The organism is Lachnoclostridium phocaeense, assembly GCF_959599685.1.
Classification (GTDB): domain Bacteria; phylum Bacillota; class Clostridia; order Lachnospirales; family Lachnospiraceae; genus Claveliimonas; species Claveliimonas monacensis.
Genome location: NZ_CAUGIN010000023.1, coordinates 1 through 26632 on the forward strand (window position 1 = coordinate 1; position 26632 = coordinate 26632).

The 26632-nt window shown below is 52.2% G+C and carries 22 protein-coding genes and 1 pseudogene; 5 read left to right on the forward strand and 18 right to left on the reverse strand.

Annotated features, from left to right (window positions below; translation table 11 throughout):
* Nucleotides 1-21: 21 nt before the first annotated feature.
* The 5 genes from Q5911_RS10610 to Q5911_RS10630 form a co-directional block, all read right to left on the reverse strand.
* Nucleotides 22-1425: an MATE family efflux transporter gene (locus Q5911_RS10610; RefSeq protein ID WP_303182672.1), complete on the reverse strand. Its 1404-nt coding sequence runs from the start codon at nucleotides 1423-1425 to the stop codon at nucleotides 22-24.
* A gap of 22 nt (nucleotides 1426-1447) precedes the next feature.
* Nucleotides 1448-2785, reverse strand: a complete 1338-nt coding sequence (locus Q5911_RS10615; RefSeq protein WP_015573791.1) for an MATE family efflux transporter — start codon at nucleotides 2783-2785, stop codon at nucleotides 1448-1450.
* A gap of 59 nt (nucleotides 2786-2844) precedes the next feature.
* Nucleotides 2845-3366 (reverse strand): nitroreductase, encoded by a 522-nt coding sequence (locus Q5911_RS10620; protein WP_205151839.1) that lies wholly within the window; start codon nucleotides 3364-3366, stop codon nucleotides 2845-2847.
* 212 nt (nucleotides 3367-3578) lie between these two features.
* The gene (gene ftsH, locus Q5911_RS10625; RefSeq protein WP_303182673.1) at nucleotides 3579-5315 is read right to left on the reverse strand and encodes an ATP-dependent zinc metalloprotease FtsH; all 1737 of its coding nucleotides are present in this window, start codon (nucleotides 5313-5315) and stop codon (nucleotides 3579-3581) included.
* Nucleotides 5312-5797 (reverse strand): hypothetical protein, encoded by a 486-nt coding sequence (locus tag Q5911_RS10630; protein WP_303182674.1) that lies wholly within the window; start codon nucleotides 5795-5797, stop codon nucleotides 5312-5314. The genes ftsH and Q5911_RS10630 overlap by 4 nt, the downstream gene beginning before the upstream one ends.
* A 228-nt stretch (nucleotides 5798-6025) precedes the next feature.
* On the opposite strand from Q5911_RS10630, the pseudogene Q5911_RS14955 reads away from it, so the two are divergent.
* Together Q5911_RS14955 and Q5911_RS10640 are read left to right on the forward strand one after the other, a co-directional pair.
* Nucleotides 6026-6109, forward strand: a pseudogene (locus Q5911_RS14955) (hypothetical protein); the annotation flags it as partial.
* A 100-nt stretch (nucleotides 6110-6209) separates the two neighbouring features.
* The gene (locus Q5911_RS10640; protein ID WP_303182705.1) at nucleotides 6210-6371 is read left to right on the forward strand and encodes a TetR-like C-terminal domain-containing protein; all 162 of its coding nucleotides are present in this window, start codon (nucleotides 6210-6212) and stop codon (nucleotides 6369-6371) included.
* Between the two features lie 3 nt (nucleotides 6372-6374).
* Here the strand turns inward: Q5911_RS10640 and Q5911_RS10645 are convergent, their stop codons facing one another.
* The 3 genes from Q5911_RS10645 to Q5911_RS10655 all read right to left on the reverse strand — a co-directional run bounded on the left by Q5911_RS10645 (nucleotide 6375) and on the right by Q5911_RS10655 (nucleotide 9891).
* Nucleotides 6375-8123, reverse strand: coding sequence for a S8 family peptidase (locus Q5911_RS10645; protein WP_303182675.1), 1749 nt, complete (start codon nucleotides 8121-8123; stop codon nucleotides 6375-6377).
* A gap of 44 nt (nucleotides 8124-8167) precedes the next feature.
* A complete protein-coding gene (locus Q5911_RS10650) occupies nucleotides 8168-8782 on the reverse strand; it encodes a rubrerythrin family protein (protein WP_303182676.1) in 615 nt (204 codons plus the stop codon).
* A 92-nt stretch (nucleotides 8783-8874) separates the two neighbouring features.
* Nucleotides 8875-9891 (reverse strand): glycosyltransferase family 2 protein, encoded by a 1017-nt coding sequence (locus tag Q5911_RS10655; protein WP_076778336.1) that lies wholly within the window; start codon nucleotides 9889-9891, stop codon nucleotides 8875-8877.
* A gap of 183 nt (nucleotides 9892-10074) precedes the next feature.
* On the opposite strand from Q5911_RS10655, the gene Q5911_RS10660 reads away from it, so the two are divergent.
* On the forward strand, nucleotides 10075-11301 hold the full coding sequence (locus tag Q5911_RS10660) for a 6-phosphofructokinase (RefSeq protein WP_076778338.1): 1227 nt from the start codon (nucleotides 10075-10077) through the stop codon (nucleotides 11299-11301).
* 55 nt (nucleotides 11302-11356) lie between these two features.
* Here Q5911_RS10660 and Q5911_RS10665 read toward each other — a convergent pair whose 3' ends face one another.
* Nucleotides 11357-12808 carry a pyridoxal phosphate-dependent decarboxylase family protein gene (locus Q5911_RS10665; protein WP_303182677.1) on the reverse strand — a complete coding sequence of 484 codons (1452 nt, stop codon included), beginning with the start codon at nucleotides 12806-12808 and terminating at the stop codon, nucleotides 11357-11359.
* A 106-nt stretch (nucleotides 12809-12914) separates the two neighbouring features.
* Here Q5911_RS10665 and Q5911_RS10670 point away from each other — a divergent pair, with 106 nt between their 5' ends.
* The gene (locus Q5911_RS10670) at nucleotides 12915-13793 is read left to right on the forward strand and encodes a LysR family transcriptional regulator (protein WP_303182678.1); all 879 of its coding nucleotides are present in this window, start codon (nucleotides 12915-12917) and stop codon (nucleotides 13791-13793) included.
* A 26-nt stretch (nucleotides 13794-13819) separates the two neighbouring features.
* Here the strand turns inward: Q5911_RS10670 and Q5911_RS10675 are convergent, their stop codons facing one another.
* Nucleotides 13820-14482: an HD domain-containing protein gene (locus tag Q5911_RS10675; RefSeq protein WP_076778353.1), complete on the reverse strand. Its 663-nt coding sequence runs from the start codon at nucleotides 14480-14482 to the stop codon at nucleotides 13820-13822.
* Between the two features lie 52 nt (nucleotides 14483-14534).
* Nucleotides 14535-15908 (reverse strand): PhoH family protein, encoded by a 1374-nt coding sequence (locus tag Q5911_RS10680; RefSeq protein ID WP_303182679.1) that lies wholly within the window; start codon nucleotides 15906-15908, stop codon nucleotides 14535-14537.
* A 421-nt stretch (nucleotides 15909-16329) separates the two neighbouring features.
* Between Q5911_RS10680 and Q5911_RS10685 the strand changes: the two genes are divergently transcribed.
* Nucleotides 16330-18162 (forward strand): GBS Bsp-like repeat-containing protein, encoded by a 1833-nt coding sequence (locus Q5911_RS10685; RefSeq protein ID WP_303182680.1) that lies wholly within the window; start codon nucleotides 16330-16332, stop codon nucleotides 18160-18162.
* Nucleotides 18163-18184: 22 nt separating this feature from the next.
* Here Q5911_RS10685 and Q5911_RS10690 read toward each other — a convergent pair whose 3' ends face one another.
* From Q5911_RS10690 to Q5911_RS10720, 7 genes are all read right to left on the reverse strand, one after another.
* Nucleotides 18185-19225 carry an alcohol dehydrogenase gene (locus Q5911_RS10690; protein WP_303182681.1) on the reverse strand — a complete coding sequence of 347 codons (1041 nt, stop codon included), beginning with the start codon at nucleotides 19223-19225 and terminating at the stop codon, nucleotides 18185-18187.
* 34 nt (nucleotides 19226-19259) lie between these two features.
* Nucleotides 19260-21023 carry a hypothetical protein gene (locus Q5911_RS10695; protein WP_303182682.1) on the reverse strand — a complete coding sequence of 588 codons (1764 nt, stop codon included), beginning with the start codon at nucleotides 21021-21023 and terminating at the stop codon, nucleotides 19260-19262.
* Entirely contained in the window at nucleotides 21008-22528 is a 1521-nt protein-coding gene (locus tag Q5911_RS10700; protein WP_303182683.1) for a hypothetical protein, read from the reverse strand. Before Q5911_RS10700 ends, Q5911_RS10695 begins: the two co-directional genes overlap by 16 nt.
* Nucleotides 22529-22729: 201 nt before the next feature.
* Nucleotides 22730-24118: an MATE family efflux transporter gene (locus Q5911_RS10705; RefSeq protein ID WP_303182684.1), complete on the reverse strand. Its 1389-nt coding sequence runs from the start codon at nucleotides 24116-24118 to the stop codon at nucleotides 22730-22732.
* A gap of 88 nt (nucleotides 24119-24206) precedes the next feature.
* Nucleotides 24207-24794 (reverse strand): ATP-binding cassette domain-containing protein, encoded by a 588-nt coding sequence (locus Q5911_RS10710; protein ID WP_303182685.1) that lies wholly within the window; start codon nucleotides 24792-24794, stop codon nucleotides 24207-24209.
* 25 nt (nucleotides 24795-24819) lie between these two features.
* Nucleotides 24820-25605: an ABC transporter permease gene (locus tag Q5911_RS10715; protein WP_331592409.1), complete on the reverse strand. Its 786-nt coding sequence runs from the start codon at nucleotides 25603-25605 to the stop codon at nucleotides 24820-24822.
* A complete protein-coding gene (locus Q5911_RS10720) occupies nucleotides 25577-26602 on the reverse strand; it encodes an ABC transporter substrate-binding protein (protein ID WP_331592411.1) in 1026 nt (341 codons plus the stop codon). The genes Q5911_RS10715 and Q5911_RS10720 overlap by 29 nt, the downstream gene beginning before the upstream one ends.
* Nucleotides 26603-26632: the final 30 nt, after the last annotated feature.

A 26632-nucleotide genomic window follows, 5' to 3' on the forward strand; every position in this document is an offset into this window, starting at 1 on the left:
TTGCTGTCGCCCCTTGATTGCCTATCTGCAAAGGCGGGCGGGGCTGTCAACGGCGGCGCGTATGCGTCGTTCATCTTGACCGTTGACTGGCTCGGCTGGCTTTGCTATTACCTTGCGGTAAACGTAAATGGATATGATCGCAGTAATCACTTCCGTGATCCAAAACGCATTCCAGACGCCAACCGCTCCGAGAAACCTGCTGAGTAAAAACGCAGCCGGGATGATTACCACTACATACCGGCAAAGAGAAATCAGTAAGGAGGGCGTGCCTTTCCCCAGCCCCTCCAATGCGCCGGAAGAAGTAACAGAAACCGCCGAGACGATAAATCCGGCCCCGATGATGCGCAAGGCAGTTTCCCCGGCCTGGATCGTCGCTTCCGTGTGGGTAAACAGCCCTATCAGCTGGCCGGGGATCAGCAGACATATCGCGGTTCCAAGCACCATAATGATACCGCTCATGCACAAAACAATCTGATAAATCTGGCTGACTCGTTTGTGCTCCCCTGCACCGTAGTTATAGCCGATCAGGGGGCGCATCCCCTGCACAATGCCATTCGCCGGAAGATAGATGAAGGTCTGCAATTTGTAATAGATCCCCAAAACCAGAATATACACTTCGGAATAGGCCGCTAAAATCGCATTGAGCGCCGAAATCAAAAGAGACGGAAGTGCAAGATTCAGGGTTGCGGGAATGCCGATAGAATACAGCTTGATGACCATCTTTTTGCTGGGCAAAATGTACTGCCTGCGGATATGCACGCGAATTGGCCGCAAAAGATAGACTACAAGGTAAATCGCCAGTGTCAGAGCCTGTCCGATGCCGGTTGCCAGCGCAGCGCCTTCAATTCCCATTTCCGGGAATGGGCCATAGCCAAAAATCAGAACGGGGTCTAAGACGATGTTTGTGATGCACCCGCACATCAGGCTGATCATGGTTGTCTTCATGTTTCCTACTGCCTGGAACAGTTTCTCAAACGCCATGCTGACGGTAACAATGAGCGTAAAGGCGAACGCAACGATAGAATAGCGGACGCCAAGTTCAATGACCGCTTCGGATGAAGTGAACATCCGCAGGAAAACCGGCATGATGGCGATACAGCAGACTGTCATAACAACGCCATGAATCACGGCAAGCACAAGTCCCTGCGTGGCTGCCTGATCCGCTTTTTCATGATCCCCAGCGCCCAAATGAATGGCGATTACGGCGTTGATTCCAACGCCAAATCCAATTCCAACAGCATTGATAAAATTTTGAACCGGGTAAACCAACGATAATGCCGTCATAGCCTCCTCGCTGATCTGCGCGACGAAAAAACTGTCCACAATGTTGTAGAGGGAATTGACCAGCATGGATAACACCATAGGCAGGGACATGGATAAAATCAGCGGTAATACCGGCTTTTCTTTCATGAAAGTATCGTTCATAATTCCTCCTTCGCAGAATACGTTATGATTTTTTACGGTGATACCAGGCCATCATTATGAGAGCAACAAGCAAGGTGCCAGTTTCCGCGACAGGGAATGCAAGCCAGATTCCGTTCAGATGGAACAATTTGTCCAGACACCATAAGGATGGAACAAGGAAAAGCAGTTGCCTGCATAATTGAATTGCCATGCTGGAACCTACTTTTTCTGTGGCCTGAAAATAGGTGGAAATCATAGTAGAAAGACCGCAAAACAGATAGCTTGTCGCCATAATCCGCATAGCGGATATTCCAAAGGAGCGCATGGCTTCCGATGCCGTAAACAATCCCAAAATCTGCGCCGGAAAAAGGATGACAGCCAACGTTCCCAGTATCATCATGCCGGTGACCAAAGCAGTTCCGTATCGGAAAGCGGAATGCAGCCGTTCGCTGCTCCCTGCGCCGTAGTTAAACCGCATGACTGGCAAACAACCCTGGATTAAGCCATTTACCGTCATAACAATCAACTGCTGCACCTTAAAATATGCACCGAAGAATGCAATCGCCGTATCAGAATACGCCACCAGAAACAGATTGACGAACGTCACCATAAACGAACTGAGGGCGTTCATAATAAAAGATGGCAGGCCAAAGGCAAAAATACGGCGGATCATCTGTTTCTGCAAGTGAAAGCCTTTGATTTTTATCTGCACTTTTTGCTTTTTGTCCAGCAGCAAAGCAAACGCCAAAATCATGGACAACAAATAGCCCGCAACAGTAGCCACCGCAGCACCGCGGATTCCCATAGCCGGGAAAATACCAATACCAAAAATCAGGATGGGATCGAATACAAAATTGACCACCACGCCCGCAATCTGAAACCACATGGGAGCAATCATGTTCCCGGTGGCCTGTATCATCTTCTGGATTGCGATATGCACCATATTGGGGATTTGCATGAACGAACATACGCCCATATAGGCAATGCTCAACTGATAGATTTCTTCATTATTGGTGAATGCCCGAAAGTAGGGTTTCATAATCAGGAATGACAGAAGGTTGAGCAAAGCACCTATTCCAAAGGCCAGTAACAATCCGTGTGTGACGGTGGTATTTGCTTCATCCTGCTTTTTCTGTCCAAGATACCCCGCAATCAGTACATTCACGCCGACACCAATCCAGATAGACGCCGCATTCATCAGTGTTGTAATCGGGAATGACAGAGAAACAGCCGTCAGCGCATTCTCACTCAGCCGCGCTACAAACGCGCTGTCTATCAGGTTATAGGAATATTGCAGGAACATGGAGATCAGCGGCGGTATCGACATTTGCCAAATGAGCTTTCCAACGGGCGCAACTGCCATTTTATTACTGGTCTGCATACTTTCCCTCCTCTCCACAAAGTGTCCGGCGCAATTTTTTTGCGCCGGACAGCAGGTTATTAAATCCGAACAATATAGTTTTGTTTGCGTGCTGCGGGCTGACCGGCTTCCTTAGCTGGATAACCCAATGCAATCGCTCCGACGCCACGCAAGGTTTCCGGCAGCTTCCACTCCCGCAGGAGAGCCTTACCGCTTTCACTGTCGAAAATCTCACGTTCCCGATGTACCCATACGGTTCCCAGCCCAAGAGCATGGGCGGCGAGCATCATATTTTCAAGGACGCAGCTTCCATCCTCTACAAAGGTGTTTGCGGAGCCATCTGCCAGAACCAAAATCACGACAGGCGCGCCATAATAAGGGTCTGTATTGTTCCCCATCACTTCTGCGTTTAACCTGGCGATTTCCTGCCGGTATTTGGGGTCTGTGATTGCAATGATGGTAGGGGATTGACGTCCTCCGCCGGTAGGTGCATAAGTCCCGGCTTCCAGTACAGCGTCCAACGCCTCGGAAGGGACAGGTTGCGGTTTGTAAGCCCGTACACTACGGCGCGTCTTGATCAGAGATAAGAAGTTGTTTTCCATAAAAAATCATCCTCCATTCTGTCAACATTTCCGAGATGCAGGCAACAAAAAAGCCACACAACTATCATAAGACAGTTGTGTGGCAAAAAGATGACCGAATCCGGAAAAGTCCACTCAAATTTTACGTCTATTATTATAGCGAGCTTTCGGGAGACTGTCAAGTATCAATCTTTACGGAATTGTGGCGGCTGTCTGTTGCTTTTTGTGTTACTTTATGGCACATGAGCAATGGTCCTTGCCTTCTCATGCTGCTCTTTCACAACCTCCACCACTTTTCTGTCGATCTCCGCCTGTGTCTGGGCAGAACAGGAAAGAGATGTGTCGCCTCCCAGGTACTGGTTGGTCTGTGTCTCCATGGCCACCATGTCAAAAGCCTCGCTCATGCCGTACCTGGTGATCATGGCCCTGGCCAGCTTGGTGGCCTGCTCAATATCGTTGGAAGCGCCTGTTGTGATGGAGTGGAAGACGATTTCCTCCGCCGCCCTTCCGCCAGTCAGCGTGGCGATCTTGTTCTCGATCTCCTCCTTGCTCATAAGGTTGTGGTTGCCTTCTTCCACCTGCATGGTGTAGCCGAGGGCTCCGGATGTTCTTGGCACAATGGTGATCTTCTGCACCGGAGCGGACTGGGTCTGCATGGCCGCCACAAGGGCATGGCCGATCTCATGGTAGGATACGATCAGTTTCTCCTTGTCTGTCAGGATGGCGTTCTTCTTCTGGTAGCCTGCGATGACCACCTCAATGCTCTCCTCCAGATCCGCCTGGGTGGCAAACTTTCTGCCGTCCCGGACTGCTCTTAAGGCCGCCTCATTGACAATATTTGCCAGCTCTGCCCCCGAAGCTCCGGAAGCCATCCTGGCGATCTTGTTGTAATCTACATTGTCCGCCACTTTGATCTTTCTGGCATGGACTTTCAGAATATCTTCCCTGCCCTTCAGATCCGGAAGCTCCACAGGCACCCGCCTGTCAAACCGGCCCGGACGCAGAAGAGCCGGATCCAGTGATTCCGGACGGTTGGTGGCCGCCAGGATGATGACGCCTGTGTTGTCCTCAAAGCCATCCATCTCTGTCAGAAGCTGGTTCAGTGTCTGCTCTCTCTCATCATTGCCGCCCATCTGGCCGTCCCTCTTCTTGCCGATAGCGTCAATCTCGTCAATGAATACAATACAGGGGGCCTTCTCTTTTGCCTGGCTGAACAGATCCCTTACCGTGGAAGCGCCCATGCCCACGAACATCTCCACAAACTCTGATCCGGAGATGGAGAAGAAGGGCACTTTCGCCTCCCCGGCCACTGCTTTTGCCAGCATGGTCTTACCTGTTCCCGGAGGGCCTACAAGCAGAATACCCTTTGGCATAGACGCGCCGATCTCTTTGTATTTTCCAGGATCGTGGAGGTACTCCACAATCTCCGCCAGATTTTCTTTTGCCTCATCCTCGCCGGCCACATCGGAAAATCGGATGCCTTCGGAGGAGTTCACATAGATCTTGGCATTGCTCTTTCCCATACCGAACATCATGGAGTTGGGGCCTCCCCCTGCCCGCTTGGCCAGTTTCCTGGACATGTACTGTCCGATGGCAATAAAGACGATCAGCGGGACCAGCCAGGAAAAGATGGCTGTCACAAGGGGAGAGGTCTGCTGGATCTCCTGCCCCGAGAAGGATACCCCCGCCTCGTAAAGGCGCTGAGTCAGCTCCGCGTCGTCCACCATGGCCGTACGGTAGATCTGCTCGTTGTCCTTGTCCGTAAAGAGGATGGTGTTCTCCTGCTCCTGTATCTCTGCTTTTCCCACTTCGCCGTCGTTTGTCATGTCAATGAACGTGCCGTAATCCACATCTTTAATCCCTCTTTCTGTGATAAACGGCACAGCCAGAAGATTAAAAAGCAGAAGCACGACCAGGACGATGGTATAATAATAGATCAATGGTTTTTTTGATGGTTTTACTTCTTTCATATGCGTTCCTCCTGTCTCCTGCAAAGTTCCGGGGTCCCATCGCCCCGGGGTGACATTTTCTCGTCACAGTCCATCTGGGCGTCAATGGCCTTCAGCGCGGACCGCAGGGCATGGTTCATGGCCTGGACCGCAAAGTCAACGCTGAATTCCGCATAGAGCGTCATGGCCTCCGCCTTTCTCTCGGTTCTGTCTTCTATCTCCGACATATAATCTGTCATCTCATTTTCCAGAATATTATCCGCTCTCTTCAAATAATCAAGCTGGATATCTGCCAGTTCTCCCACAGCCCGTGAACGGCATCCGATGATACTCTGCCGCAGCATGTGCTCGCTCTCCTGCCATTCCCGCTCCATATCCCGGATCTCTTCCCTCACAGTATCGTGATCCATCTGCTGGCACGTGGCAAGGCGGGCCTGGAATTTCTTATACTGCTTTTCCAGCTCCAGGAGCTTGGCGGAAAAAATCCCCTGCTGTATGCTCATGGTCTGTCAACCTCCTTCCGCATACTACTTTAGCAGTCTCCGGGTGCATTTGCCATTCGCAATGTTTCACGGATGACTAGACAGATTTCTTCTTCTGTAAAGGAACGCCCGCACGTATCTGGCGCTGGACAAAGGCCTGACGTCCATGCTATGATTGATGAATAACACACAGGAGGCATGACTTTGGCTGAAAATCTGAAAGACAAAATCGCAGAAACCTTTCTGGAAATGACTGCCAGAAAGAGCTTTGACAAGATCACAATAAAAGACCTGGTACAGGAGTGCGGCATCTCCCGCCAGGCCTTCTATTATCATTTCCAGGATATCCTGGACGTCATAGAGTGGATACTCCAGGAGGACGCCAAGCGGCTATCTGGAAAACCTCTACCAGCACACTGCCGTGGACGCGTCCATGAGCTACCGGGATCTGTCCATAGCGCTGGACTTCTTTACATACGGGATCGGCGGCGTGCTCATCGAGAGCAGCAGAAACGGCAGGACGGACCCGGAAGTTCTGACAGACCAGCTCTACCGGCTGCTGTCCGGACAGATGGTGCAGATGCCCCTGGAATAGTCTTTATTCCGGAATACTGTCCCGCACGCACAGAGCCCCGTACCCCACCTGGTTGTTGGGATACAGGGAAAGGCCCGGCAGTTTCCGGGCTCCTTTTCGCAGATAGGCCTTTATCTTCTCACCGTAGAGATAAGGGTCATTTTCTTTTATGATCCCCCACTCCATCAGAAGGGCGGCCCCCCCTGTCACAAAAGGCGTGGCAAAGGAGGTTCCTGTGACTGCCTCCACCGTCCCTCCCGGCATTCTCGTCATCACATTTACTCCGGGAGCGGCCAGGTCCGGCTTTGTCCGGTAGCCTTCCCCCTCTCTTCCCCTCCCCGAGAAATCCGCGTACGTAAAGGTGCGGGCATCATAGGCACCCACCGTGATCACCCGGGAGGCGGTGGAGGGGATGGTAAATGTATCCTCCTCTGAGGGGAAAAGGAAGCCCGTTCCCTGGTTCAATGCCGCCTCCGAGGGGAGCCACATCTGGTATCTGCCGTCCACCACCTCCCCCGCTTCCAGCAGGATCGTCCAGACGCCGGAGGCAATGTACGTCTCCACGGGGAGAAGATCAATAAAAATCTCCTGGGCCAGGCTGTAGGGACTTGGCTCCCCGTAATAGACAAGAATCTCCGTGGGGCCGATCCGGAGTCTCTGGGTTCCTCTTATCTCCTGTATGGGATCGCTTCCCGCCCCGGAGGGAGTGATAATCGTTATGCGTATCTGATCCGCATAGTTTTTCCATATCTGCAGGTTCATGGCCGTCTGCCTTTCCTGTACACCCAACTGGACAGCCACAGATTCGTAGCGTCCAAGCCTTCCTGCCGTGTGCCCCGCCGCATTTCCCTCATTTCCTGCCCCCACGCAGATGCAGGTCCGCCCCAGGTTGGCCACATCGTCAATATACCGTTCCAGAAGGGAGGTGCCGTCGTGGGCGCCGTATGTATTCCCGAAGCTGATATTGATGACAAGTGGCATCCTGTATTCCAGCGACTTTCTCACCGCGTAGTCAATCCCCGCCATCAGCTCCGTCGTCCTTGGGAAGCCATCCGTCCGGGGTACCCCAAGCTTCACCACCAGCAGGCTGCTGCGGGGCGCCACGCCCCGGTACCGGCTCTCCCCTCCGCCGTTTCCCGCCGCAATGGCAGCCACGGAGGTGCCGTGTCCCGACGTGTCCGTGCCGGGGATGATCCTCCTTCTCTGCGCTTCTGACGGCGCTTCTATGGCTGCATTGATCCGCTCCCGGGTATACTCTGTCCCCTCCGCGTATCCGGCCGGGGGAGCTTCCCCCTCCTCCTGGCGGGGCGCCGCCGATTGATCCCACAGGGCCAGGATCCGGGTCGAGCCGTCCTCATTCCGGAAATCCGGCAGCATGTAATCGATGCCTGAGTCTATGACCGCCACCATAACCCCCTGTCCGAAAAGAGAAAAGCGCGCCTCCTGCACCTCGTCAATGCAGGATACGCGCCTCCCGTCCGCTGTCTGAAAAAACAGCCGCTTTGGCTTTTCTATATATTCCACTTCCCTAAGAGCCGCCAGCTCAGACAGCCTGGACTCCTTCACTGTGACAATGGCGTACTCATTGAGCAGGTCTGTCAACCGCACAGCTACATTCCGGACATTGTCCAGACTCCCGGTGTACTTCACGATCACATCCCACTCTCTTTCTATGGGATTATATCCCACATCCAGCTCCAGAGACTTCTCCCTCTCCTCCTGTGTAGCGTCCAGAGCAAGATTCAGAAGATCCTCTATTTTCTGTCCTGCCATCCGCTGTCACTTCCTTATTATAGTTTCTTTTATAACTGTTTCCTTTACATCACCGCTATACTGCCGTCTGTGTACGGAGCCAGGGACAGCGGAATGAAAAACCCCTTCTCATGCCTGCAGAGCGGGCATACTTCCGGGGCTTTTGTCCCCCTGTGAATGTGGCCGCAGTTCAGGCACATCCAGGCTCCCTCCTGTCCCAGCTCAAAGTAGGTGTTTGTCTCCAACAGCTTCTTAAGCGCCCCGAACCGCTTTGCGTGAGTGTTCTCCACCTCCGCGGTCTGGTAAAAAACAGAGGCCGCCTCCAGGAACCCCTCCTCCTTGGCCTGATCTCCAAAGGACTGGTACACATCTTTGTACTCCTCTGTCTCGTTGTGCTGCGCCGCACGCAGAAGATCCGTCAGAGAGTCAAAGGTGTCCACAGGGAAACTGCCGCAGATCTCTATGTTTTCTCCCTCCGCCTCCTTCAGAAGCTCATAGTACCGGTGGGCGTGGGCTCTTTCCTGTTCCGCGGTAAAAAGAAAGATCCGGCTCACCGAGTACATGTGATGTTCCCTGGCCATTTCCGCCGCTATGGTATACCTGTTTCTTGCCTGGCTTTCCCCGGCGAACGCCTTCATCAGATTCTCTTTTGTTCTGCTCTTACAAAAATCAACTGCCATGGTACATACTCCTTTATCTTTTTACATAGAGTATGTGCCATGACAGTTATTTTATACCTTATCCGCAATGTTTTATCGGTATCCGCCTCTTCCTACTGGAAGCCGATGAGCCGCCGGGCCACCATGTAGGCCAGGGATGAGATCTTTCTTCCCGATCTGCCAGGGAGATTCATAGTCTGTCCAAGGATACCGTAGCGGATCTTCACATAAGTTCCGGCGTCCTTTTTTCTCAGATAGATCCACAGTTCTTTTTTCTTATCCAGGTTTTCCTTCTCTTTGGATCGGATACAGAGGATCGATGAAACAGTCATCATAATAGCCAGATAGTTAATCATGTACTTTTTCAGCTTCTTGTTGGTGATCTCTTTCATATGATACATATCGATCATCTTCTTCGTGACAAAGATCTGCTGATCCAGCCTCTTTATCATAACTTTTTCATTGACAGACTGATCCTCCCGCCCGATGTAATAGCGGTAGAAATCCTCGTCCATATAGTAGAGCTTTCTCACATGGGGCAGCGGATAATACACGTAAATATTGTCCACATAGAACGTGTGCTTCGGCAGCGTAAGCTGGCACAAAAGCAGAAGCTCTGTCCGGTAGATCACCGAATGCATGAGAATGTACTGATCCAGATGAAAATGCCCGATGTCCGACCAGTGAAAAATCTCATCCTGGGGCAGCACGTTCCGGTAGTGAATGCACTTCTTATTCTCAACGCCCACTTTTTCATACACGTAATTGGCGATGAACATATCCACCTCTGTCCCCTCTTCCTCGAAATTTCTGAGCACCTGGAGGATCCGGTGCAGGGATTCTTCTTTCACCCAGTCATCGCTGTCCACCACCTTGAAATATTTTCCGGTGGCATTGGCAAGGCCGCAGTTCACCGCGTCTCCGTGCCCGCCGTTCTCCTTGTCGATTACCTTCACAATACCCGGATATTTTTCCGCGTACTCATGCCCGATTTTTGATGTATCATCGCTGGAGCCGTCATTTACAATGATGATCTCCACGTCCTCTCCGCCTGGAAGGATGCTCTCGATCGCATGTGCCATGTAGTCCTGAGAATTATAGCACGGGATCGCAAATGAAATGTACTTCATATAATTTCTTCCTCCTCTGTTCTATAGTATATAGTATTCCTCTCTTTTTTCAACTTAAACTTTGCAAAATCTTCGTCACGCAATTGTAAAAAGGATGGTTTTCCGTTATAGTTATGTGTAGAAGCAAAAGGCCTCTGCTGCGGCAGGGTCTTTGCCGGGGATCAAATATTTGGAGGAAAGAACATGAAAAAAAATATCATTGTGGGACAGTCCGGAGGTCCCACAGCAGTCATCAATGGAAGCCTCTACGGAGTTGCATCTGAAGGGATCAAAAAGACAGATGAGATCGGTACAGTGTACGGCATGATCAACGGTATAGAAGGATTTCTCCAGGGCAACTACATGGATCTGGGCACACTGGACAAGACAAATGAACTGGAGCTTGTCCGCACCACACCGGGCGCCTACCTTGGCTCCTGCCGGTACAAGCTGCCGGAAGATCTGCACGATCCGGTGTACCCGGAGCTGTTCCGCCGTTTTGAGGAGCTGAACATCGGATACTTCTTCTACATCGGCGGAAACGATTCCATGGACACAGTGAGCAAACTATCCCGGTATGCAGGGTTTATGAACAGCTCTATCCGCTTTATCGGCGTGCCCAAGACCATCGACAACGACCTGGTGGAGACAGACCATACTCCTGGATACGGAAGCGCCGCCAAGTATGTGGCCACCACGGTCCGCGAAATCGCCATCGACGCCTCCGTCTACGACAACAAACAGTCCGTCACCATCGTGGAGATCATGGGACGCCACGCCGGCTGGCTCACCGCCGCCAGCATGCTGGCCCGCAAATTCAAGGGGGACAACCCTGTGCTTATCTACCTGCCGGAGGTTGCTTTTGACCAGGAGGCTTTTATCGGGAAAGTAAAAGAGGCCTTGAAGACCACTCCTAATCTGGTTGTCTGCATCTCTGAGGGTATCAACGATGGAAAGGGAACCTTCATCTGCGAGTACGCCAGCGAGGTGGGAACAGATACCTTTGGCCACAAGATGCTCACAGGCTCTGGAAAATATCTGGAGAATCTTGTCAAAGAGCGCCTGGGCGTCAAAGTCCGCTCCGTAGAGCTGAACGTATGCCAGAGATGTTCCTGCGCCCACCTGTCCCGTGTGGATCTGGACGAGGCAGTCAACGCAGGCGTTTATGCTGTACATGCAGCCCTTGCAGGCGAAAGCGGGAAAATGATCACTTTCATAAGAAACAAAAGTGTGCCTTATGAGCTCTCCTACGGCACAGCTGATGTGAATATCATCTGCAACAAGGAGAAAGGTGTTCCCCTGGAGTGGATCACAGGCGACGGCTCGGATATCAGCGACGCTTTTATTGATTACGTCCGTCCTCTGACCCAGGGACATGTGGAGCTGCCAACAAAGAACGGCATTCCTCTTTTCGCTTACCGCAGAGGTTAGACCCGGAACAAAAAACAGAAATCTCAGAAAAATACAGGACAGTATAGCCCGGAGGCTACGCTGTCCTGCTTTGATTCCGGGCTGTTCCCAGACAGGAGACAGCCTCTGCTTTTGTCAGTTTTTCGATGGTACGGCGGATGTCCTCCTCCGTTGTCTCTGGATTGATGGTACACATGCGCAGCACCTTTTTTCCCCCCAGCTCTGTGGTAAAGATCTGGGCAAATCCGCTCTCTGTGATCTCTGCAGATATGTGCTGGTTAGCAGAGTCCAGCTCCTCCTCAGACAGGGTGCCGTCCGCTATGTAACGGAAGTTGACAACTCCCAGAGATGGCCCAGAGATGATCTCCCACTCCGGCTCCTCCTGTATCAGCTTTCCTGCCAGCTCTGCCATCCTGCAGCCGTGGTCGATCATTCGTCCCATCTTCTCCGTGCCTTCTGTCTGCAGGGTCAGCCACAGCTTCAGCCCTCTTGCCGGCCGCGTCAGCTCCGGCCCCAGATCCCAGAACTCGACCCCCTCCTCCGAGGTCTCCGCGTCTTTCAGATACTCCGGATGGGCGGCAAAACTGCGGACCAGATCGGACTGGTTCCGCACCAGTACCGCACTGCATCCATACGTCTGCATCATCCACTTGTGGGCATCCCAGCTCAGACTGTCTGAAAGTTCAATGCCGTCCAGCTTCTTTCTCTGCTCTGACGAAAGAAGCGCCGACGCCCCGAACGCCCCGTCCACATGCATCCACATGTCGTACTTCCGGCAGATGGCGGAAATTTCTGCCAGCGGATCCACGCTTCCTGTGTTTGTCGTCCCTGCGGAAGCCACCACTGCAAAAGGGATATTCCCGTCCGTCATATCTTTTCTGACCGAGGACCTAAGTGCGGAAAGATCCATGCAAAACTCCCTGTCCACGGGGAGAACCCGGATCTGCTCCCTGCCAAAGCCGATGATGTGAAGTCCCTTGGCCACAGACGAGTGAGTCTGGCCGGAGACATACACCACTGCTTTCCCTCTTTCCTCCCAGGTCAGCTTCGCGTCTCTGGCCGCTGTCAGCGCCGTCAGATTGGCAATGGAGCCACCGGACACAAAGAGCCCGCCGCTCTCCTCCGGGTACCCTGCCTGGCCGCACATCCAGCGGATCAGTTTCTTCTCCACCAGATCAGCCGCCGGGGCGTTGACCGTGCAGCTTGCGTGGGGATTATACGCGCCTGTCATCACATCTCCCATCCAGGATACGAGGGACATGGTGGAGGGGACACAGGAAAAGCTGCGGGGATGCTGTCCCAGAATAGTGCTGGAATAAATGTCCCGCTGCATTTCCCGGAACACCTCTTCCACCGGGCGCCCCTTGGCCGGGATGGTCTGTTCCTGTATAGCTGCAAGCCTGTCCTTTGCGGCAGGCCGGCAGACCGGTTCCCTCTCTATATGATCGTAAAAGCCAACTGTCTCTTTGATAAATTCTGTCAGCAGTTCTCCTACCTGTCTGTTCTGCTCTCTTATCTCTCGTCTCATCGTTTCCCTCCTTGACCGCTTCTGACTATCATGCTAACATGGATGGGAAACACTGTAAAATTCATAGTTTTTATAGAAACATTCAAAATTTTTGAACGGTGATGTCATGGAAATACGCAATCTCATAACTTTTGTCCGCATCGCAGAGGTGCGGAACTTTTCAAAAACCGCAGAGCAGCTTGGCTACTCCCAGTCTGCCGTCACCATGCAGATCAAACAGCTGGAAGCCGAATTACAGGTACAGCTTTTTGAGCGGATCGGGAAGAAGGCAAAACTGACACAGGCCGGCCAGCGCCTGCTACCCTATGCCCTGGATATACTAAGCGCAGCCGGCAAGGCAGAAAGCATTGCCCGGGAGCCGGAACAGATCTCCGGGAAACTGCGCATCGGCACGTGTGAATCCTACGTCATCAGTGTTCTCCCTCCGGTTTTCATGGAGATGGGAGAGCGCTGCCCCGGTGTGGAGATCAGCACGCACACGGCCCCGGTCCCCGACTTAATTGATATGCTGCGCCAGAACGACATTGATATTTTGTACTTTCTGGACGAAAAGCTTTACTTTCCTGAGTGGATCAAGGTCATGGAGCAGCCGGAGAATATCTATTTCGTCTCCTCCTCCAGCTCTCCTCTGGCCCTCATGAAGAAGATCCCCATCAGCCGTCTGGTGGGGGAACCGCTCTATCTGACTGAAAAGGGGATCAGTTACCGTTATGCCATGGAGCAGACCCTGGCCGCCGCCGGCTACGAGCTGCATCCCCGGCTGGAGGTGGGAAACACGGACGTGATCACCCGCTTTCTGCTGAAAAACAAAGGCATCTCCTTTCTCCCGGAGTATGTGGTGAAAGACGATGTAGCAGAAGGCCGCCTGGCCATCCTGGACACGGAATGCCCCCGGATCGTCATGTGGAGCCAGCTTGCCTACCACCGGAATAAATATGTGACGCCCCAGATGAAGCTGTTTCTGGAATTCATGCAGAACCGGTAACACAAAACCGCTCCGCCGCTGGCCGATCAGCACAGCTTGCTGCCGTTTGCAACCAGTTTGAATTTGCACCCAAGCCTCTCGGCCGCCCTCCTGCACATGATCATCCGCTGCAGAAAGATCTCAAAATAGTCCATAACTGTGCACATAGAGTCGTCCAGCTCGATCTCCATCCGTATGACACGCTTTTCCTTATCTATCGCAAGACTGGAAGACAAGGCTGCGTAGTTGACCCTGTCATGTATGTCAAAATTAGCCGGAACCGGGTTCTGCACCCGGTTCCTCCGCACATCGGTCTTATCTGCAAGGATCAGGGCGGCCGACACTTCGTCCACAGCCGCCCCTGTCCCCTCGTCATGGTGACCAATAGCAGTCATCACGGTCATGGCGTCTCCCAAGGGCATCTTCCGCTCTTTCAGTATCTGATATGCCAGCATCGCTCCACTGTGGGGATGGTCGTGCCGGTTGACACAGTTGCCGATATCATGCATATAGCCTGCGATCCTGCCCAACTCCACCTTGTGTTTTGCATATCCCAGTTCCTTCAGGATCTTCCCTGCTGTCTCCGCCACCTTGGCGGCATGTTTTCTGGAATGTTCTGTGTATCCCAGCTCATTTAATATTGTATTTCCATGTTCGATCAGCAGCCCGATCTCCTCATCGCTTCTGATCTGTTTATATGTGACTGACAAACTTAAATCCTCCTTTTCCCGGCCCCCATGTCTTCCATGCTGCCGCCGCACTTTACAGCCTGCGTATGGCGTCCATGGCAAGCTCGGATCGCTCACACTCCTCTGCTGTCATGGTAACCTGCCAGCACAGGGGACTGCCCTTCATATGTTCTGAGGCATAGCTGAGTCCATTGGTCCTCTCATCCAGGAAGGGGCGGTCGATCTGGTCCGGATCTCCCAAAAGAATGATCTTGGTGTCTTTGCCCGCCCTGGTGATAATGCCCTTGATCTGGTTCGGCGTCATGTTCTGGGCTTCATCTATAATAAGGTAAGTTTTGATGATCGAGCGGCCTCTGATATAGTTCATGGCCTCTGTCTGGATCAGCCCTCTGGCAAATATCTCTTCGATCTTTCCTCTCAGTTCATCTTCATCTGCATACCGCTCCTCCTCATTGGAGTCGATCAGCTGCTCCAGGTTGTCGATAACAGGGCGCATCAGAGGCGAGATCTTCTCCTGCTCATCCCCCGGCAGGAACCCGATATCTGAGTCAAACTGGGCATTGGGCCGGCACACCAGTATCCGTCTGTACTCCCCGGTTGGATTATTCAGCACCTTTTCAAGCCCAACTGCCAGGGAGTAAAATGTCTTGCTTGTCCCCGCCATTCCCTTGACAATAACAAGGGGCGCTGTCTTGGCCGGCTGCATAAGAGCTTCCTGCAGGAAATACTGTCCTGCGTTTCTCGGTCGGATCCCATAGGGCATGCTTTTTCTGTACTCCAGCTTTCGGATCACTCCGTTTTCCACCCTTCCCAGGTGGGTCTTTTTCACTGACTGGTCCGCCTTCAATATGACAAACTGGTTTTCTGTAAGTTCAGGGACAATTCTGCCATCCTCCCCGTCTGTTACATACACACTCTGGACAGGAATCCCTTTCTTTTTAAAATCCTTAAAAAGTTCCTCTGGCACGTACACCTCGATCCTGCCCTTATACTGGTTTTCGTTGTCAAACACCTGCTCTGTCGTAAAGTCCTCGGCAGATATCCCGAGGATCTGTGCCTTGATACGGAGAAGAATATCCTTTGTCACAAGGATCACCTGCTCTTCGTGTGTCTCTTTCAGTCCAAGACACACTTTCAGTATCCGGTTGTCCATGACCTCCTCCGAGAGCTCCGGCGGCAGCTGGACATCCACATAATTCTTTTCCACCCGGCAGCTTCCTCCACCGGGAAGCTCCACACCAGAGAGCAGATCGCCCCTCTGTCGCATCTGCTCCAGGAATCGGATGGCCCGCCTGGCGCTTGCGCCTCTCTCCCCTTCCGCCTTCTTCAGATTGTCCAATTCTTCCAGTACCGCCATGGGCAGCACGACCTGGTTATCTTCAAAACACTCGGCAGCGTACGGAGCCTGGATCAGGACATTCGTATCAAGTACATAAATCTTTACCATAGAGTATCCCCTTTCCGGATTGTATTTATCTACAGTATATCGTTCTTTTCTTGTTTCAAGATCAAGATCTTGTAAAAAGTGCGTAAAATCTGTCCTGTTCATAATTTGTTCATTTATCATTTAAAAAAGTTTCACTTCTTGAACACTTTTTCTTCACAGCTCTGCCTTATACTAAAATCATCAAATAAATCAAGACGCTTCGTAGTAGAAATACTATTTGGAATAAACTTTTTCATAATACATGCCGGGGACTGAGAAATCGGTCACCCGGCATCCTCCCTTTTTAGGAATTTTTTCTTTCTACACGCATTTTCTTTTGCATTCCCCCTTACTTTTACGCGTTTTTCCTTGAAGACCTTCTCCAGAACCGTTATAATTAGAGGTTGAGAAATGTAAAATTCAGGAGAAATGTGTGTAAAAAATGGGAAAAATATCTATTTATGCAAAGCGAGCTCTGCGTGTACTGCTCACGATCCTGGCTGTACTCCTGGCTGTACTTGCCACGATCATCACCTGCAGTCTCAAGTGGATGTTCGACACCTGGAGCAACCTCACCATGGACGAGCTCATCTACCACCTGACCTCCCCGCTGGAGGGCACAAATGACGCCATGATCAAAGAATACGTTGTCAAATGCATTGTTCCTGCTGTCGTCATCCTGCTTGTCCTGGCTGTCATCTTAACCGCTTTCCGGAAAAAGAAACGGTACTACGCTGTCATGGCGGGAGCCATTGTCCTGTCCGTATCTGTATCCGCCCTGTCGGTCCACGGCGCCTGGCAGGCCCTGGATGTAGGAAACTATGTGGCAGACAGAGGAACCTACTCTACATTTATCGACGACAACTACGTAAGCCCGGCAGATGTGGAAATGACCTTTCCCCAGGAAAAGCGAAATCTGATCTACATCTTCCTGGAGTCCATGGAAACTACATACGCTGACACCCAAAACGGCGGCGCTTTTACCGAGAATGTGATTCCGGAGCTGACCCAGATCGCTCAGGAAAACGAGGACTTTTCCGGCGAGACAGACAAACTGAACGGCGGCTATTCCATGCCCGGCACAACCTGGACCATCGGCGCCATGTTCGGACAGACCGCCGGATTGCCGCTGAGCGTCTCCATCGACGGGAACAACATGGACACCCAGGATACATTCTTTGCCGGCGCTGTGACTCTGGGTGATATCCTGGAGAGCCAGGGGTACTCCCAGACTCTTGTCATCGGATCCGATGCGGTTTTTGGAGGCCGGGAGCTGTATTTTACAGAACACGGCAGCTACGAAATGATGGATTATAAATATGCGGCCCAGAATGGCCTGATCCCGGAGGACTATCTTGTGTGGTGGGGATATGAAGATCAGAAGCTGTTCGAGTTCGCAAAGCAGAAAGTAACTGAACTGGCTGCCCAGCCGGAACCTTTTAACCTGACTATGCTCACGGTAGACACACATTCTGAAGACGGGTATATGTGCGAGGGCTGTCCTAAGCTCTACGGCGATGACCAGTACTCCAACGTCATGCGCTGTTCCAGCCAGCAGGTAGCTTCGTTCATCCGCTGGATTCAGCAGCAGGATTTTTACGAAAACACGACTATTGTCCTGTGCGGCGACCATCCCACCATGGACAGTGATTACTGCGAAGATGTGGACGGTGATTACATCAGAAAGACCTATACGGCTTACATCAATGCCGCTGCCCAGAAGGAGACTGAGACAAGGAGAGATTTCACTACCTTTGACCAGTTTCCCACTACCCTGGCTGCCCTGGGCGTACAGATCGAAGGCAACCGGCTTGGCCTTGGGACCAATCTTTTCTCCTCGGAGCCCACTCTCACCGAGCGCTTCGGTCTTGATACGGAGGCGGCTGAGCTGAAGAAAAAATCGCAGCTTATTGAGGAGCTGGCAGATATCGACTACGACTCCCAGTCGCTGATGGAGCGGGAGGGCCGCGTTCCCACCGGCACAGTCTATGCAGATCCCTATCTGCGCGACATTGGCGGCATTCCTGTGACCGTGACAGATCTGGTCAATCTTCCGGATACGGTGCAGAGTGTGCAGATCGCAGTATGGACCAACGAAGACCAGAGTGACCTGCAGTGGATACAGCTGACGGACCGGGGTGACGGCAGCTACGGCGCCAATATCAATGTGGCCAATTACGGCTTCAAGCTGGGCGTCTACTACATTGATGCCTACATTGTAGACGGCACCGGAACTCCCTATATGATCGGCCAGACAACCGGCTATGTAGATTAAGATAGTTTTGGCGGCGCTGCCCCTAGGGGGTCAGCGCCGCTTTTATGATCCCTTCCTCTTTATTTTCAAACAGCCGGTATATCTCCATGGCATCAGCCAGAGGTGCCCTGTGGGTGATCAGGCACTCACCTTTCAGCTTTCCCCGGGCTGTCAGTTCCAGGATCTCTCTGCAGTTGCATGCATCTACGCCTCCGGTCTTGAAGATCAGATTTTTTCCGTACATCTCAGGCAGGGGAAGGATCTGCTCTTCCTCATACATGGCTGCAATGACGACCACAGCATTGGGCCTTGCCGCCTGCCAGGCAAGCCGAAAACTGTCCTTCCCGCCTGCCGCCTCAATGACCACATCCGCTCCCCGTCCCTGGGTCCACTCCCGCAGTGCTTCTGTCAGCGAGACTTCAGAAGGATCCACAAATTCGTCTGCCAGTCCCTGCTTTCTGGCAAATTCCAGTCTGCTCCTGTCTATATCTGCCGCCACGATGTGGGCAGGCCTGTAGAGAGCTGCACACATCATAGCACAAAGACCGGCTGGTCCGGCCCCAAGCACCAGGACAGTATCTCCCTGCCTGATCTCGCCAATCTTTGCCGCCCAGTATCCCGTAGAGAGCAGATCCCCTGTAAAAAGTGCCTGCTCATCTGTCACCTGGTCCGGGATGGGCGTCAGCGCCTGGTCCGCAAAGGGGACTCTCACATACTCTGTCTGGCCGCCGTCTATCCTGCATCCCAGCGCCCATCCGCCATTTTCATCCTGACAATTATTGACAAAACCTCTTTTGCAGAAAAAACACTCTCCGCAGAAGGTCTCCACGTTGACAGCCACTCTCTGTCCGGCATGTACGCTCTTTACCTTCCGCCCGGTCTCCTCCACAACGCCTACAAATTCATGCCCAAGGATGGTTCCGGGCACTGCCCTTGGCACCGAGCCATTTTTAATGTGAAGATCACTGGTGCAGATGGCAGTCAGCGTCACTCTCACAATGGCATCTGTATCCTTTTCCAGCTGTGGAAGCGGCCTATCTTCCATACAGATCTCACCTTTTCCTCTATATACGACCGCCTGCATCTTTTTTCCTCCTTGCCTGTTTTTTCCTATTTTATCACACTCTCTTCTTTTTTACGATACGTCTGAAGCAGACAAGCCCCGGCAGAAGCAGAAGTCCTGCCGCCACGACTGCCGGCAAAGCGGTCTCATCCCAGCTATCCTGCGCCGACTCTTTTTCTTCTGTCTCTTTCTCACGCTTAAATTGCTCCTCTTCCAGTCCAAGAGACTGTCTGACCGGAGACAGCAGCTTATCGGCCAGAGACTCTTTCGCCACGATTTCAAAGAGAACCGATCGCTCCGCCTTGTTTCCTGCTTTGTCCGCAGCGGCCACCTCCATCTTGTAGACCCTGTACTCGTCAAATGTACAAGTGTACACATCTGTGTCCGGATCCAGCTCTATCTTTTTCCCGTTGACACGGATCTCGCGGATCCAGTCCCCGCTGTTCCCAAGGCGGACCGTACAGGTTCTTCTCTCCTCATAAGCCCTGCCATTTTCCACATCTTCAAACAGAATCTGCGGAGGCGTTCGGTCAATGGCAAACTCTGCCGCAGCTCTGGAGCGGTTGCCGGCCGCGTCCACTGCCTCAGCCTCCAGAAGATGACGCCCCTCCTTTCGGATCGTCTGTCCGGGGAGATAGGGGACGCCGTCCAGTGTCAGCCTGTACGTGTAGCTGGTAAAATCTGTAATGAGTTCAGACACAGGCCTGTTCCAGCAGAATTCCTTCAGCCAGGTCCCATCCAGCTCATCCACATAAGTGATAACCGGATTGTTCTTATCCACAATGACCTGAACCTTTGTCTCCGCATGAAAACCCGCTGCATCCGCCGCCCTGACATGGATCCGGTAAATGCCGTCATTCTGGAAGATCTGCTCCGCCTGCCTGCTGCCGCCTTCCCCGCTCCATTCTCCCCCATCCAGCACGGTCTCCTCTCCCTCCGGAGAAGTCCAGATCGTCTGTACGCTGCAAAAGTCCAGCATATTGTCGTCAGAGACCGCGCAGAGAGCATGAATGTCTTTGCTGGTGATCAGATAGTCCTTGGCACCGCTGATCTGCACAGACGGGGGTGAAGCGTCCACATACACCTCCCCCTCCCAAACCGTCCGGTTGCCGGCCCGGTCAAAGGCAGCGGCTGCCACAGGGATTCCCTGTCCCCCCTTAGAAGTCTGGCGGATCACAAAGGATCCCTTCTCTTTTTCGCTCCTCTCCTGCTCCTTTCCATTTACATAGCATACGATGTATTTAATCCCGCTTCCATCAGTATTTTCACTTGCTTGATACACTAGACCAGCCTGATACTGATGCCAGATATTTCCTCCGTCCACCCACATATCCAGGGCTGGGGGAACCGTATCAACTTTAAACAGCAGCTCTTTTTCATAAAAGATCTGCAGCTCTTTCTCCTGCCCCGGCGGCGTGTATTCAATCCAGATACGGAGCCGGTTTTCCCCCTCTGCAAATGTCTCCTGCCCAATGACAGCCTGCCCTCCCGGCTGGCTGATCCTTCCCTCCAGGACAGTTCCCGCCTCATTTTCCACTGTGTAAACAGTCTCCCCTGTTTCTCCGGGATGGCTGATGGTCACCTGTGGTTTCACCGTATAGTACTGCTCCTCCCCGTCCGGCTCCTCATAAGAAACCTCATAGGGAAGAGGCGGCTCCTTTTCCTGCTCCTCTCCCTGCTCCTCCCCGTCCTCCGGCTCCTTCTCTTCCTCTTCACAGATTGCCTGTGCGTCCTCCTGCGCAAAGATCTCCTGCTGGCCATACAGAGCGGCCAGGACCGCCACCAGCAGAAAGACCTGCCATACTATTTTCCTACCCATACTTCCTCTCCCTCCACTTTGATCTCATATTCTTCCTTCAGTTTTATAAATTCCGGCTCCTCTGCTATCTCCGGTATCTCCTGCAGAAATTCCTGTATCGTCTGCGCACAGATCTGCCTGTCTGTTTCCGGGTTGGCACACTGCATCCGGATATACTGTATCCGAAGCAGTCTTGAGTCCGGAAGCTCCTCCAGACCCTGCCGGCAGAGTTCCCAGGCGGATGCTGTGTCCCCCATTTCCCCGTGCAGAGCGGTCAGCCTGCTGTATATCTGTTCCCGGATGCCCTCGTCCTCCTCCAGTTCCAGTATTGATCCGTACTGTTCCACTGCCTGCTCCGGATCTTCCGCAGTCTCAAAAGCCCCCGCCAGCATCCACCGGACCTCTTTTTCTTTTTCGTGGTCAGAGTCCGACTCTGTCCAGTCCTGAAGAGAAAAGAGCTGTGTTCCCAGGCGGATGATCTCCTCATTCGCACTGCCTTTTCCCAGAAGCGAGTAGCCCCGCAAAATGCTGAGACAATATCTGTAGTCTGACCTGTCCGGTATCCTCTCCTGCATACCTGCCAGGAGTGACTTTATCTGGCTTTCCTCCATGTGATCGGCATCTTCCATACAGGCGGACAGTTTCTCATAGTCTGCTGCCAGAAGATCACTGCCGGCCATCTCTCCGAACAGCCTCCGGCTTTCCCCGTAATCTTCCAGCTCAAGAAAGTAGAGCATGGCCATATCAAATTTTAGACTGTCCTCCCCGTCTCTATCCTTCTCTGCGGCGGAGATTTTCTCCCGTGCGCCGGCATTCTCTGTTTCGGCACCATCGGAAATGGTTTCCTGCGAAAAGAATGTTCTTTCCCCTGCGGCTACCACAGCCAGCAGGGCCAGGGCAGCCGCAGCGGCAACTATCACTTTTTTCGTCTTTTTATGTTCCTGTCTGTCTTTTGGAAATTGTTCTGATATCTCGTGAACAGAATGATATTGTTTCTTTGATCTGCCCCCTGTCTCCTGACCAGGAGTATGACAGAGGCATCTGAAAATGATCTTTTGAAGTTTTCTTTTTGTGTTCCCTTTGATGGGAGGTACCGCCTCCACCGCTGCCAGCATATACTGGAACGTCCTCCCAATTCCATAAATGTCATCCGCCAGGCTCATCCGCTGACAATGCTGGTTGTCCGGCATCAGAAAACTTTCTCTTATGCTCCTTCTCTGCAGCTTTTTCCGAAGATCCTGCTGCCCTGCACTGGAGAGATCGAGAAGGTGGATCTTCCCGTCATCCCCTACCACCATGCTGTAGGGATTTACATACTGGTAACACGGATTTCCTCTGCACCGGTGGAATTTCTCCAACTCCTGCAGGATCTGTCTCATCCACGCAAGGAGCTGGTCCCTGGGCAGGCTGGGCCGGTATTTCAGGCAGGTTGCCAGGAGCATTCCCGGCATACAGTCTGAACTGACATAACAGCGTCCCTGGTTCTCCACAAGCTTGAGGATGTCATATTCTGTCTGATGCTCCATCTGCACACCTCCAGTCTGTATTGTACTCATTGCTAAGGAATCAATCCGGCGAACTGCCGAAGAATAAAAAAGCGACCGCTTTTTGAAGCTTATGTAGATAGTAGCACAGCCCGGGAGAAAATGCAAGACATAAAGCGCAATAATTCCCGCCAGGAAATTACTGCGCTTTATACAGTCAGAGTCCTCTATATTATCTGAATTTTATGACGCCGCAGCCTTCTCAAGCCCGCGCATATGCCGCATCTCCTGCACAATCAGGATGACAGTCGTCACAAACGCGGCCGAATCCGCCACAGGCCCTGCGAACATGATACCGTCCAGCCCGAAGAACAGCGGAAGGATCAGAATAAGAGGTATGAGGAAAAAGACCTGTCTCGTCATGGAGAGAAGAAGTCCTTTCACCGGTTTTCCGATAGCCGAAAAGAAGTTTGAGGAAATAAGCTGAACGCCGTTTGCAATGATCATGAAAAGGAAGATCCTCATAAACTTCACAGCAAAGGTAAAATACATCTCATCTCCTGTCCCGAACAGGGAAATGATCTGTCTCGGGAAAAACTGAAAGAGAATGAATCCCACGGCAGAAATGGCCAGGTTCACACTGATGGCCAGCTTGTAGGTCTTCCGGACGCGGTCATACTGCTTCGCCCCGTAGTTAAAGCCGATGATAGGCTGGCTTCCCTGGGAAATTCCTATAATAAATGCAAGCAGTATGGCATTTGTCTTCATGACAATTCCGCAGGCCGCCAGGGGGATGTCTGTTCCGTATGGAGATGACGCCCCGTAGTATGTCAGCGAATTGTTCAGCACGATCTGGACAAACGTAATGGCTACCTGATTCAGGCTGTTGCTCATGCCCAGTGATGCGGTTTTCAGGCATTCCTGCGGGACAAGACGGATATCTTCCCTTTTCAGTTCTATGTTCTTAAATTTCCCTATGTATATCACTGCCGACACAAACGAGCAGATCTGTCCGATCACCGTGGCCCAGGCAGCGCCGGCTACACCCCAGTGAAAAACAAAGATAAAGACCGGATCCAAAATCGTGTTGACAATGGCGCCGATCAGCATGCTGGTCATAGAGTACTTCGGGCTTCCGTCCGCCCTGGCCAGATTGCTCATACCGTTTGTCACGATAAGAAATGGCATTCCCACCGCCGTGATCCGTGTATATTCGATTGCGTAGGGCATCACATCCGGCGTTGCCCCGAATGCAGTAAGAAGCGGATGCAGGAAGATTTCCACCAGTACCGCATAGATCATGCCAAAGACAACCATCATACTGATGCCGTTTCCCACAACGCGGCATGCCCTGTCCTTCTCCCCTGCTCCCAGGTGAAGTGAAAAACGCGAAGCGCTTCCTATACCGATAAGAAGCGCGATGGCAAGACAGATCGTAGTCAGAGGATAGGCTACATTTGTGGCAGCATTTCCAAGATACCCCACACCCTGGCCGATAAAAATCTGATCCACGATATTGTACAGGGAACTCACTACCATGGCAATAATGCTTGGTATGGCAAAGCTTTTCAAAAGCGCCGGTATACTTTTGTATCCCAGCGGATTTTCCTGGTTTTGTACCTGTGTGTTCATTTTTTTGTTTCTCCTTTATCTGCCGGTCCCGCCGTCAGACCTTTGTCTTCCGACAGCCCGGATCTGTGTTTTTTACCGGGCAGATATCTCAGCGCATCTGTCCCTCATCCAGGAACACGACTTTCACCGCCCTCATCAACTCTGCTTCCTTTTCATCATGGGTCACGAAAAGCACAGTCCTGCCCCGGCATGCCTCTTTTGTATACGCAATGGTTTTCCTGCGTGTCTCGTCGTCCAGACCTTTAAACGGTTCATCCAGAAACAGGATCTGGCAGGGCGCAAGGAGAGCCCTGAGAAGAGCCACCCTGCGCCGCATTCCGCCGGAGAGCTCGTGGACCGGCTGATTTTCACAGCCACCCAGGTCAATCTTCTTCATCTCATTTCTGATTTCTTCTGCCGTCCTTTCCGGGCATGTCAGCCGTATATTAGCCATGGCGCTTAAATTTTCGCACAGCCTGTCCTCCTGAAATACAGCGCTCTTCTTCATGGAAGGCAGTCCGCCGGTCTCTCCTTCATCGGCCGTCTCAAGCCCCATGAGAATACGAAGAAGCGTGGTCTTGCCGCATCCGGATCTGCCCATGATACAGGTAGTCTCCCCCTCCTGTATATGAAGTGAAAACTGTTCCAGTACTCTGTGTTCCCCATATGATTTGCTTATATTTATGATCTCAGGCATTTTCTCACTTCTCTTTCGCTCATTTTCATCCCCGTTGCTCAAGGCGGCGGACACAGTACCCGATGGCCTTCAGAAATCCTTTTTCAAACAGAACGCTGATACAGATAATGACAAGCGTCCAGGCAAAAAGCGCCGATGTGTCCAGATAAATCTTGGCATTGTAGAGTTTTTCTCCTATAGAATTCTGGGGAATCCCTATGACTTCCGCCGCCACGCCGGCCTTCCAGCACAGCCCCAGCGCCAGAGAGCAGCCGGCGCGGAAATAGGGAAGGACCTGGGAGACATAGATACTGCGAATCTGGCGGCCAAAGGGAATCTCAAAGACTCTGGCCATCTCCAGAAGTTTCCTGTCCACCTGGCTGATGCCGTCCAGAACATTCGTGTAGATCACAGGAAATACCATCAGAAATGAAATCAGCACAGACAGGTTTCTGGAGGACACCCATATCAGAACGAGAATGACAAAGGATGCCACCGGGATGGATTTGATAGTCACAATAAATGGAAGCAGAAATTCCCGCAGCCGCACTGACGCTGCTGAAAGTCCTGCAAGAACCACCCCCAGGATCACACCCAGGAGAAATCCTCCTACAATCCGGATCATGGAGGAGGCGATGGAAAGCCAGAATTCTGCTGTGGCCGCCAGTTTTACAACAGCACAGACAACAGTGACAGGAGACACAAGAAGTATCTCCTGTCCTATCCACATACTGACAAGCTGCCACACTGCCAGCCAGACAAGAACGGCCCACAGCCTGATCTTTCCTTTTCTTTTTCCTTCCTTACTCTCCGGTGTAGTAGAAGTCATCATCTGGTAATTTTCCTCCCACAGCTTCCGGATTCTGGTCGTTCAGAACAGAAAGATATCCGGACAGCTTCTCCTGCATCTCATCGCCTGTAATGCAGACAATATTGCACTCGGGGATTGCTGTCTGAGCCACTTCCGCGGTGACAATGTCGTACTGACCTACAAGCTGTGCAGCCTCGTCCACATTTTCGTTGACAAAATCAACGGACGCTTTGTATCTCTCAAGGAAATCGGACACTGCTTCCGGGTTCTCTTTGGCAAATTCTGTTCTCACAACCACAACACCGGTAAGCAGAGCGCCGGGTTCCTGCGCGTCTTCCTGCACTTTGTCCCACTCTTCTGTCAGATCCAGGGCAACCCTGAGATCCGGATTTTTCATCTGGGCTGTTGTCACAAAAGGCTGGGGCAGCATGGCGATGCCGGAAGGATCCTGGGCCAGGGCCGCCACGCATTCAGAATGTTCGCTCTTCCACTCAATGGTCACATCCGCCGCCGGATCCAGGCCGTTCTGCTGAAGAATATAATTCAGGGCATACTCCGGCGTGGCTCCTTTCCCGCTGGCATAGATGGTCTTTCCTTTCAGATCCGCCGCAGACTGGACGGTGTCGCCATTCTCTACTATATAGAGAACTCCCAGTGTATTGACGGCCAGAACCTGAACACCGCCCTCCAGTTTATTATAAAGAACAGAGGCCACATTGGCAGGCACTGCGGCAATGTCTGTCTCTCCCTGGGATATTGCCGGTGTCACCTCGTCTATGGATGCTGCTATAGTAAACTTATAATTTTCGCTGTCAACTTTTCCATTGTCCACATCGTCCATCAGACTGACCATTCCCATGGCAGTGGGTCCTTTCAGCGCTGTCACATTCACTTCCACAGGCTCCGTCTCTTTTGTATTATCCTGGCTTTCGTTGCTGTTGCCGCATCCTGTCAGCATGGATACCGCCATGGCGCAGGCCATGAGGATCGCACTGAGCTTCTTCATTCTCTTTTTCATAATTTATGTCCTCCTTCTCTTTGTCTGATC

Coding starts and splice junctions, on each gene's coding strand:
- ftsH (WP_303182673.1), bottom strand. CDS start 5,315: ATGAAAGAAGTAAAACCATCAAAAAAACCATTGATCTATTATTATACC.
- Q5911_RS10705 (WP_303182684.1), bottom strand. CDS start 24,118: ATGAACACACAGGTACAAAACCAGGAAAATCCGCTGGGATACAAAAGT.
- Q5911_RS10710 (WP_303182685.1), bottom strand. CDS start 24,794: ATGCCTGAGATCATAAATATAAGCAAATCATATGGGGAACACAGAGTA.
- Q5911_RS10685 (WP_303182680.1), top strand. CDS start 16,330: ATGGGAAAAATATCTATTTATGCAAAGCGAGCTCTGCGTGTACTGCTC.
- Q5911_RS10700 (WP_303182683.1), bottom strand. CDS start 22,528: ATGGAGCATCAGACAGAATATGACATCCTCAAGCTTGTGGAGAACCAG.
- Q5911_RS10610 (WP_303182672.1), bottom strand. CDS start 1,425: ATGAACGATACTTTCATGAAAGAAAAGCCGGTATTACCGCTGATTTTA.
- Q5911_RS10630 (WP_303182674.1), bottom strand. CDS start 5,797: ATGAGCATACAGCAGGGGATTTTTTCCGCCAAGCTCCTGGAGCTGGAA.
- Q5911_RS10655 (WP_076778336.1), bottom strand. CDS start 9,891: ATGAAGTACATTTCATTTGCGATCCCGTGCTATAATTCTCAGGACTAC.
- Q5911_RS10680 (WP_303182679.1), bottom strand. CDS start 15,908: ATGGTAAAGATTTATGTACTTGATACGAATGTCCTGATCCAGGCTCCG.
- Q5911_RS10695 (WP_303182682.1), bottom strand. CDS start 21,023: ATGGGTAGGAAAATAGTATGGCAGGTCTTTCTGCTGGTGGCGGTCCTG.
- Q5911_RS10615 (WP_015573791.1), bottom strand. CDS start 2,785: ATGCAGACCAGTAATAAAATGGCAGTTGCGCCCGTTGGAAAGCTCATT.
- Q5911_RS10620 (WP_205151839.1), bottom strand. CDS start 3,366: ATGGAAAACAACTTCTTATCTCTGATCAAGACGCGCCGTAGTGTACGG.
- Q5911_RS10720 (WP_331592411.1), bottom strand. CDS start 26,602: ATGAAAAAGAGAATGAAGAAGCTCAGTGCGATCCTCATGGCCTGCGCC.
- Q5911_RS10645 (WP_303182675.1), bottom strand. CDS start 8,123: ATGGCAGGACAGAAAATAGAGGATCTTCTGAATCTTGCTCTGGACGCT.
- Q5911_RS10670 (WP_303182678.1), top strand. CDS start 12,915: ATGGAAATACGCAATCTCATAACTTTTGTCCGCATCGCAGAGGTGCGG.
- Q5911_RS10640 (WP_303182705.1), top strand. CDS start 6,210: ATGAGCTACCGGGATCTGTCCATAGCGCTGGACTTCTTTACATACGGG.
- Q5911_RS10665 (WP_303182677.1), bottom strand. CDS start 12,808: ATGAGACGAGAGATAAGAGAGCAGAACAGACAGGTAGGAGAACTGCTG.
- Q5911_RS10660 (WP_076778338.1), top strand. CDS start 10,075: ATGAAAAAAAATATCATTGTGGGACAGTCCGGAGGTCCCACAGCAGTC.
- Q5911_RS10715 (WP_331592409.1), bottom strand. CDS start 25,605: ATGATGACTTCTACTACACCGGAGAGTAAGGAAGGAAAAAGAAAAGGA.
- Q5911_RS10650 (WP_303182676.1), bottom strand. CDS start 8,782: ATGGCAGTTGATTTTTGTAAGAGCAGAACAAAAGAGAATCTGATGAAG.
- Q5911_RS10690 (WP_303182681.1), bottom strand. CDS start 19,225: ATGCAGGCGGTCGTATATAGAGGAAAAGGTGAGATCTGTATGGAAGAT.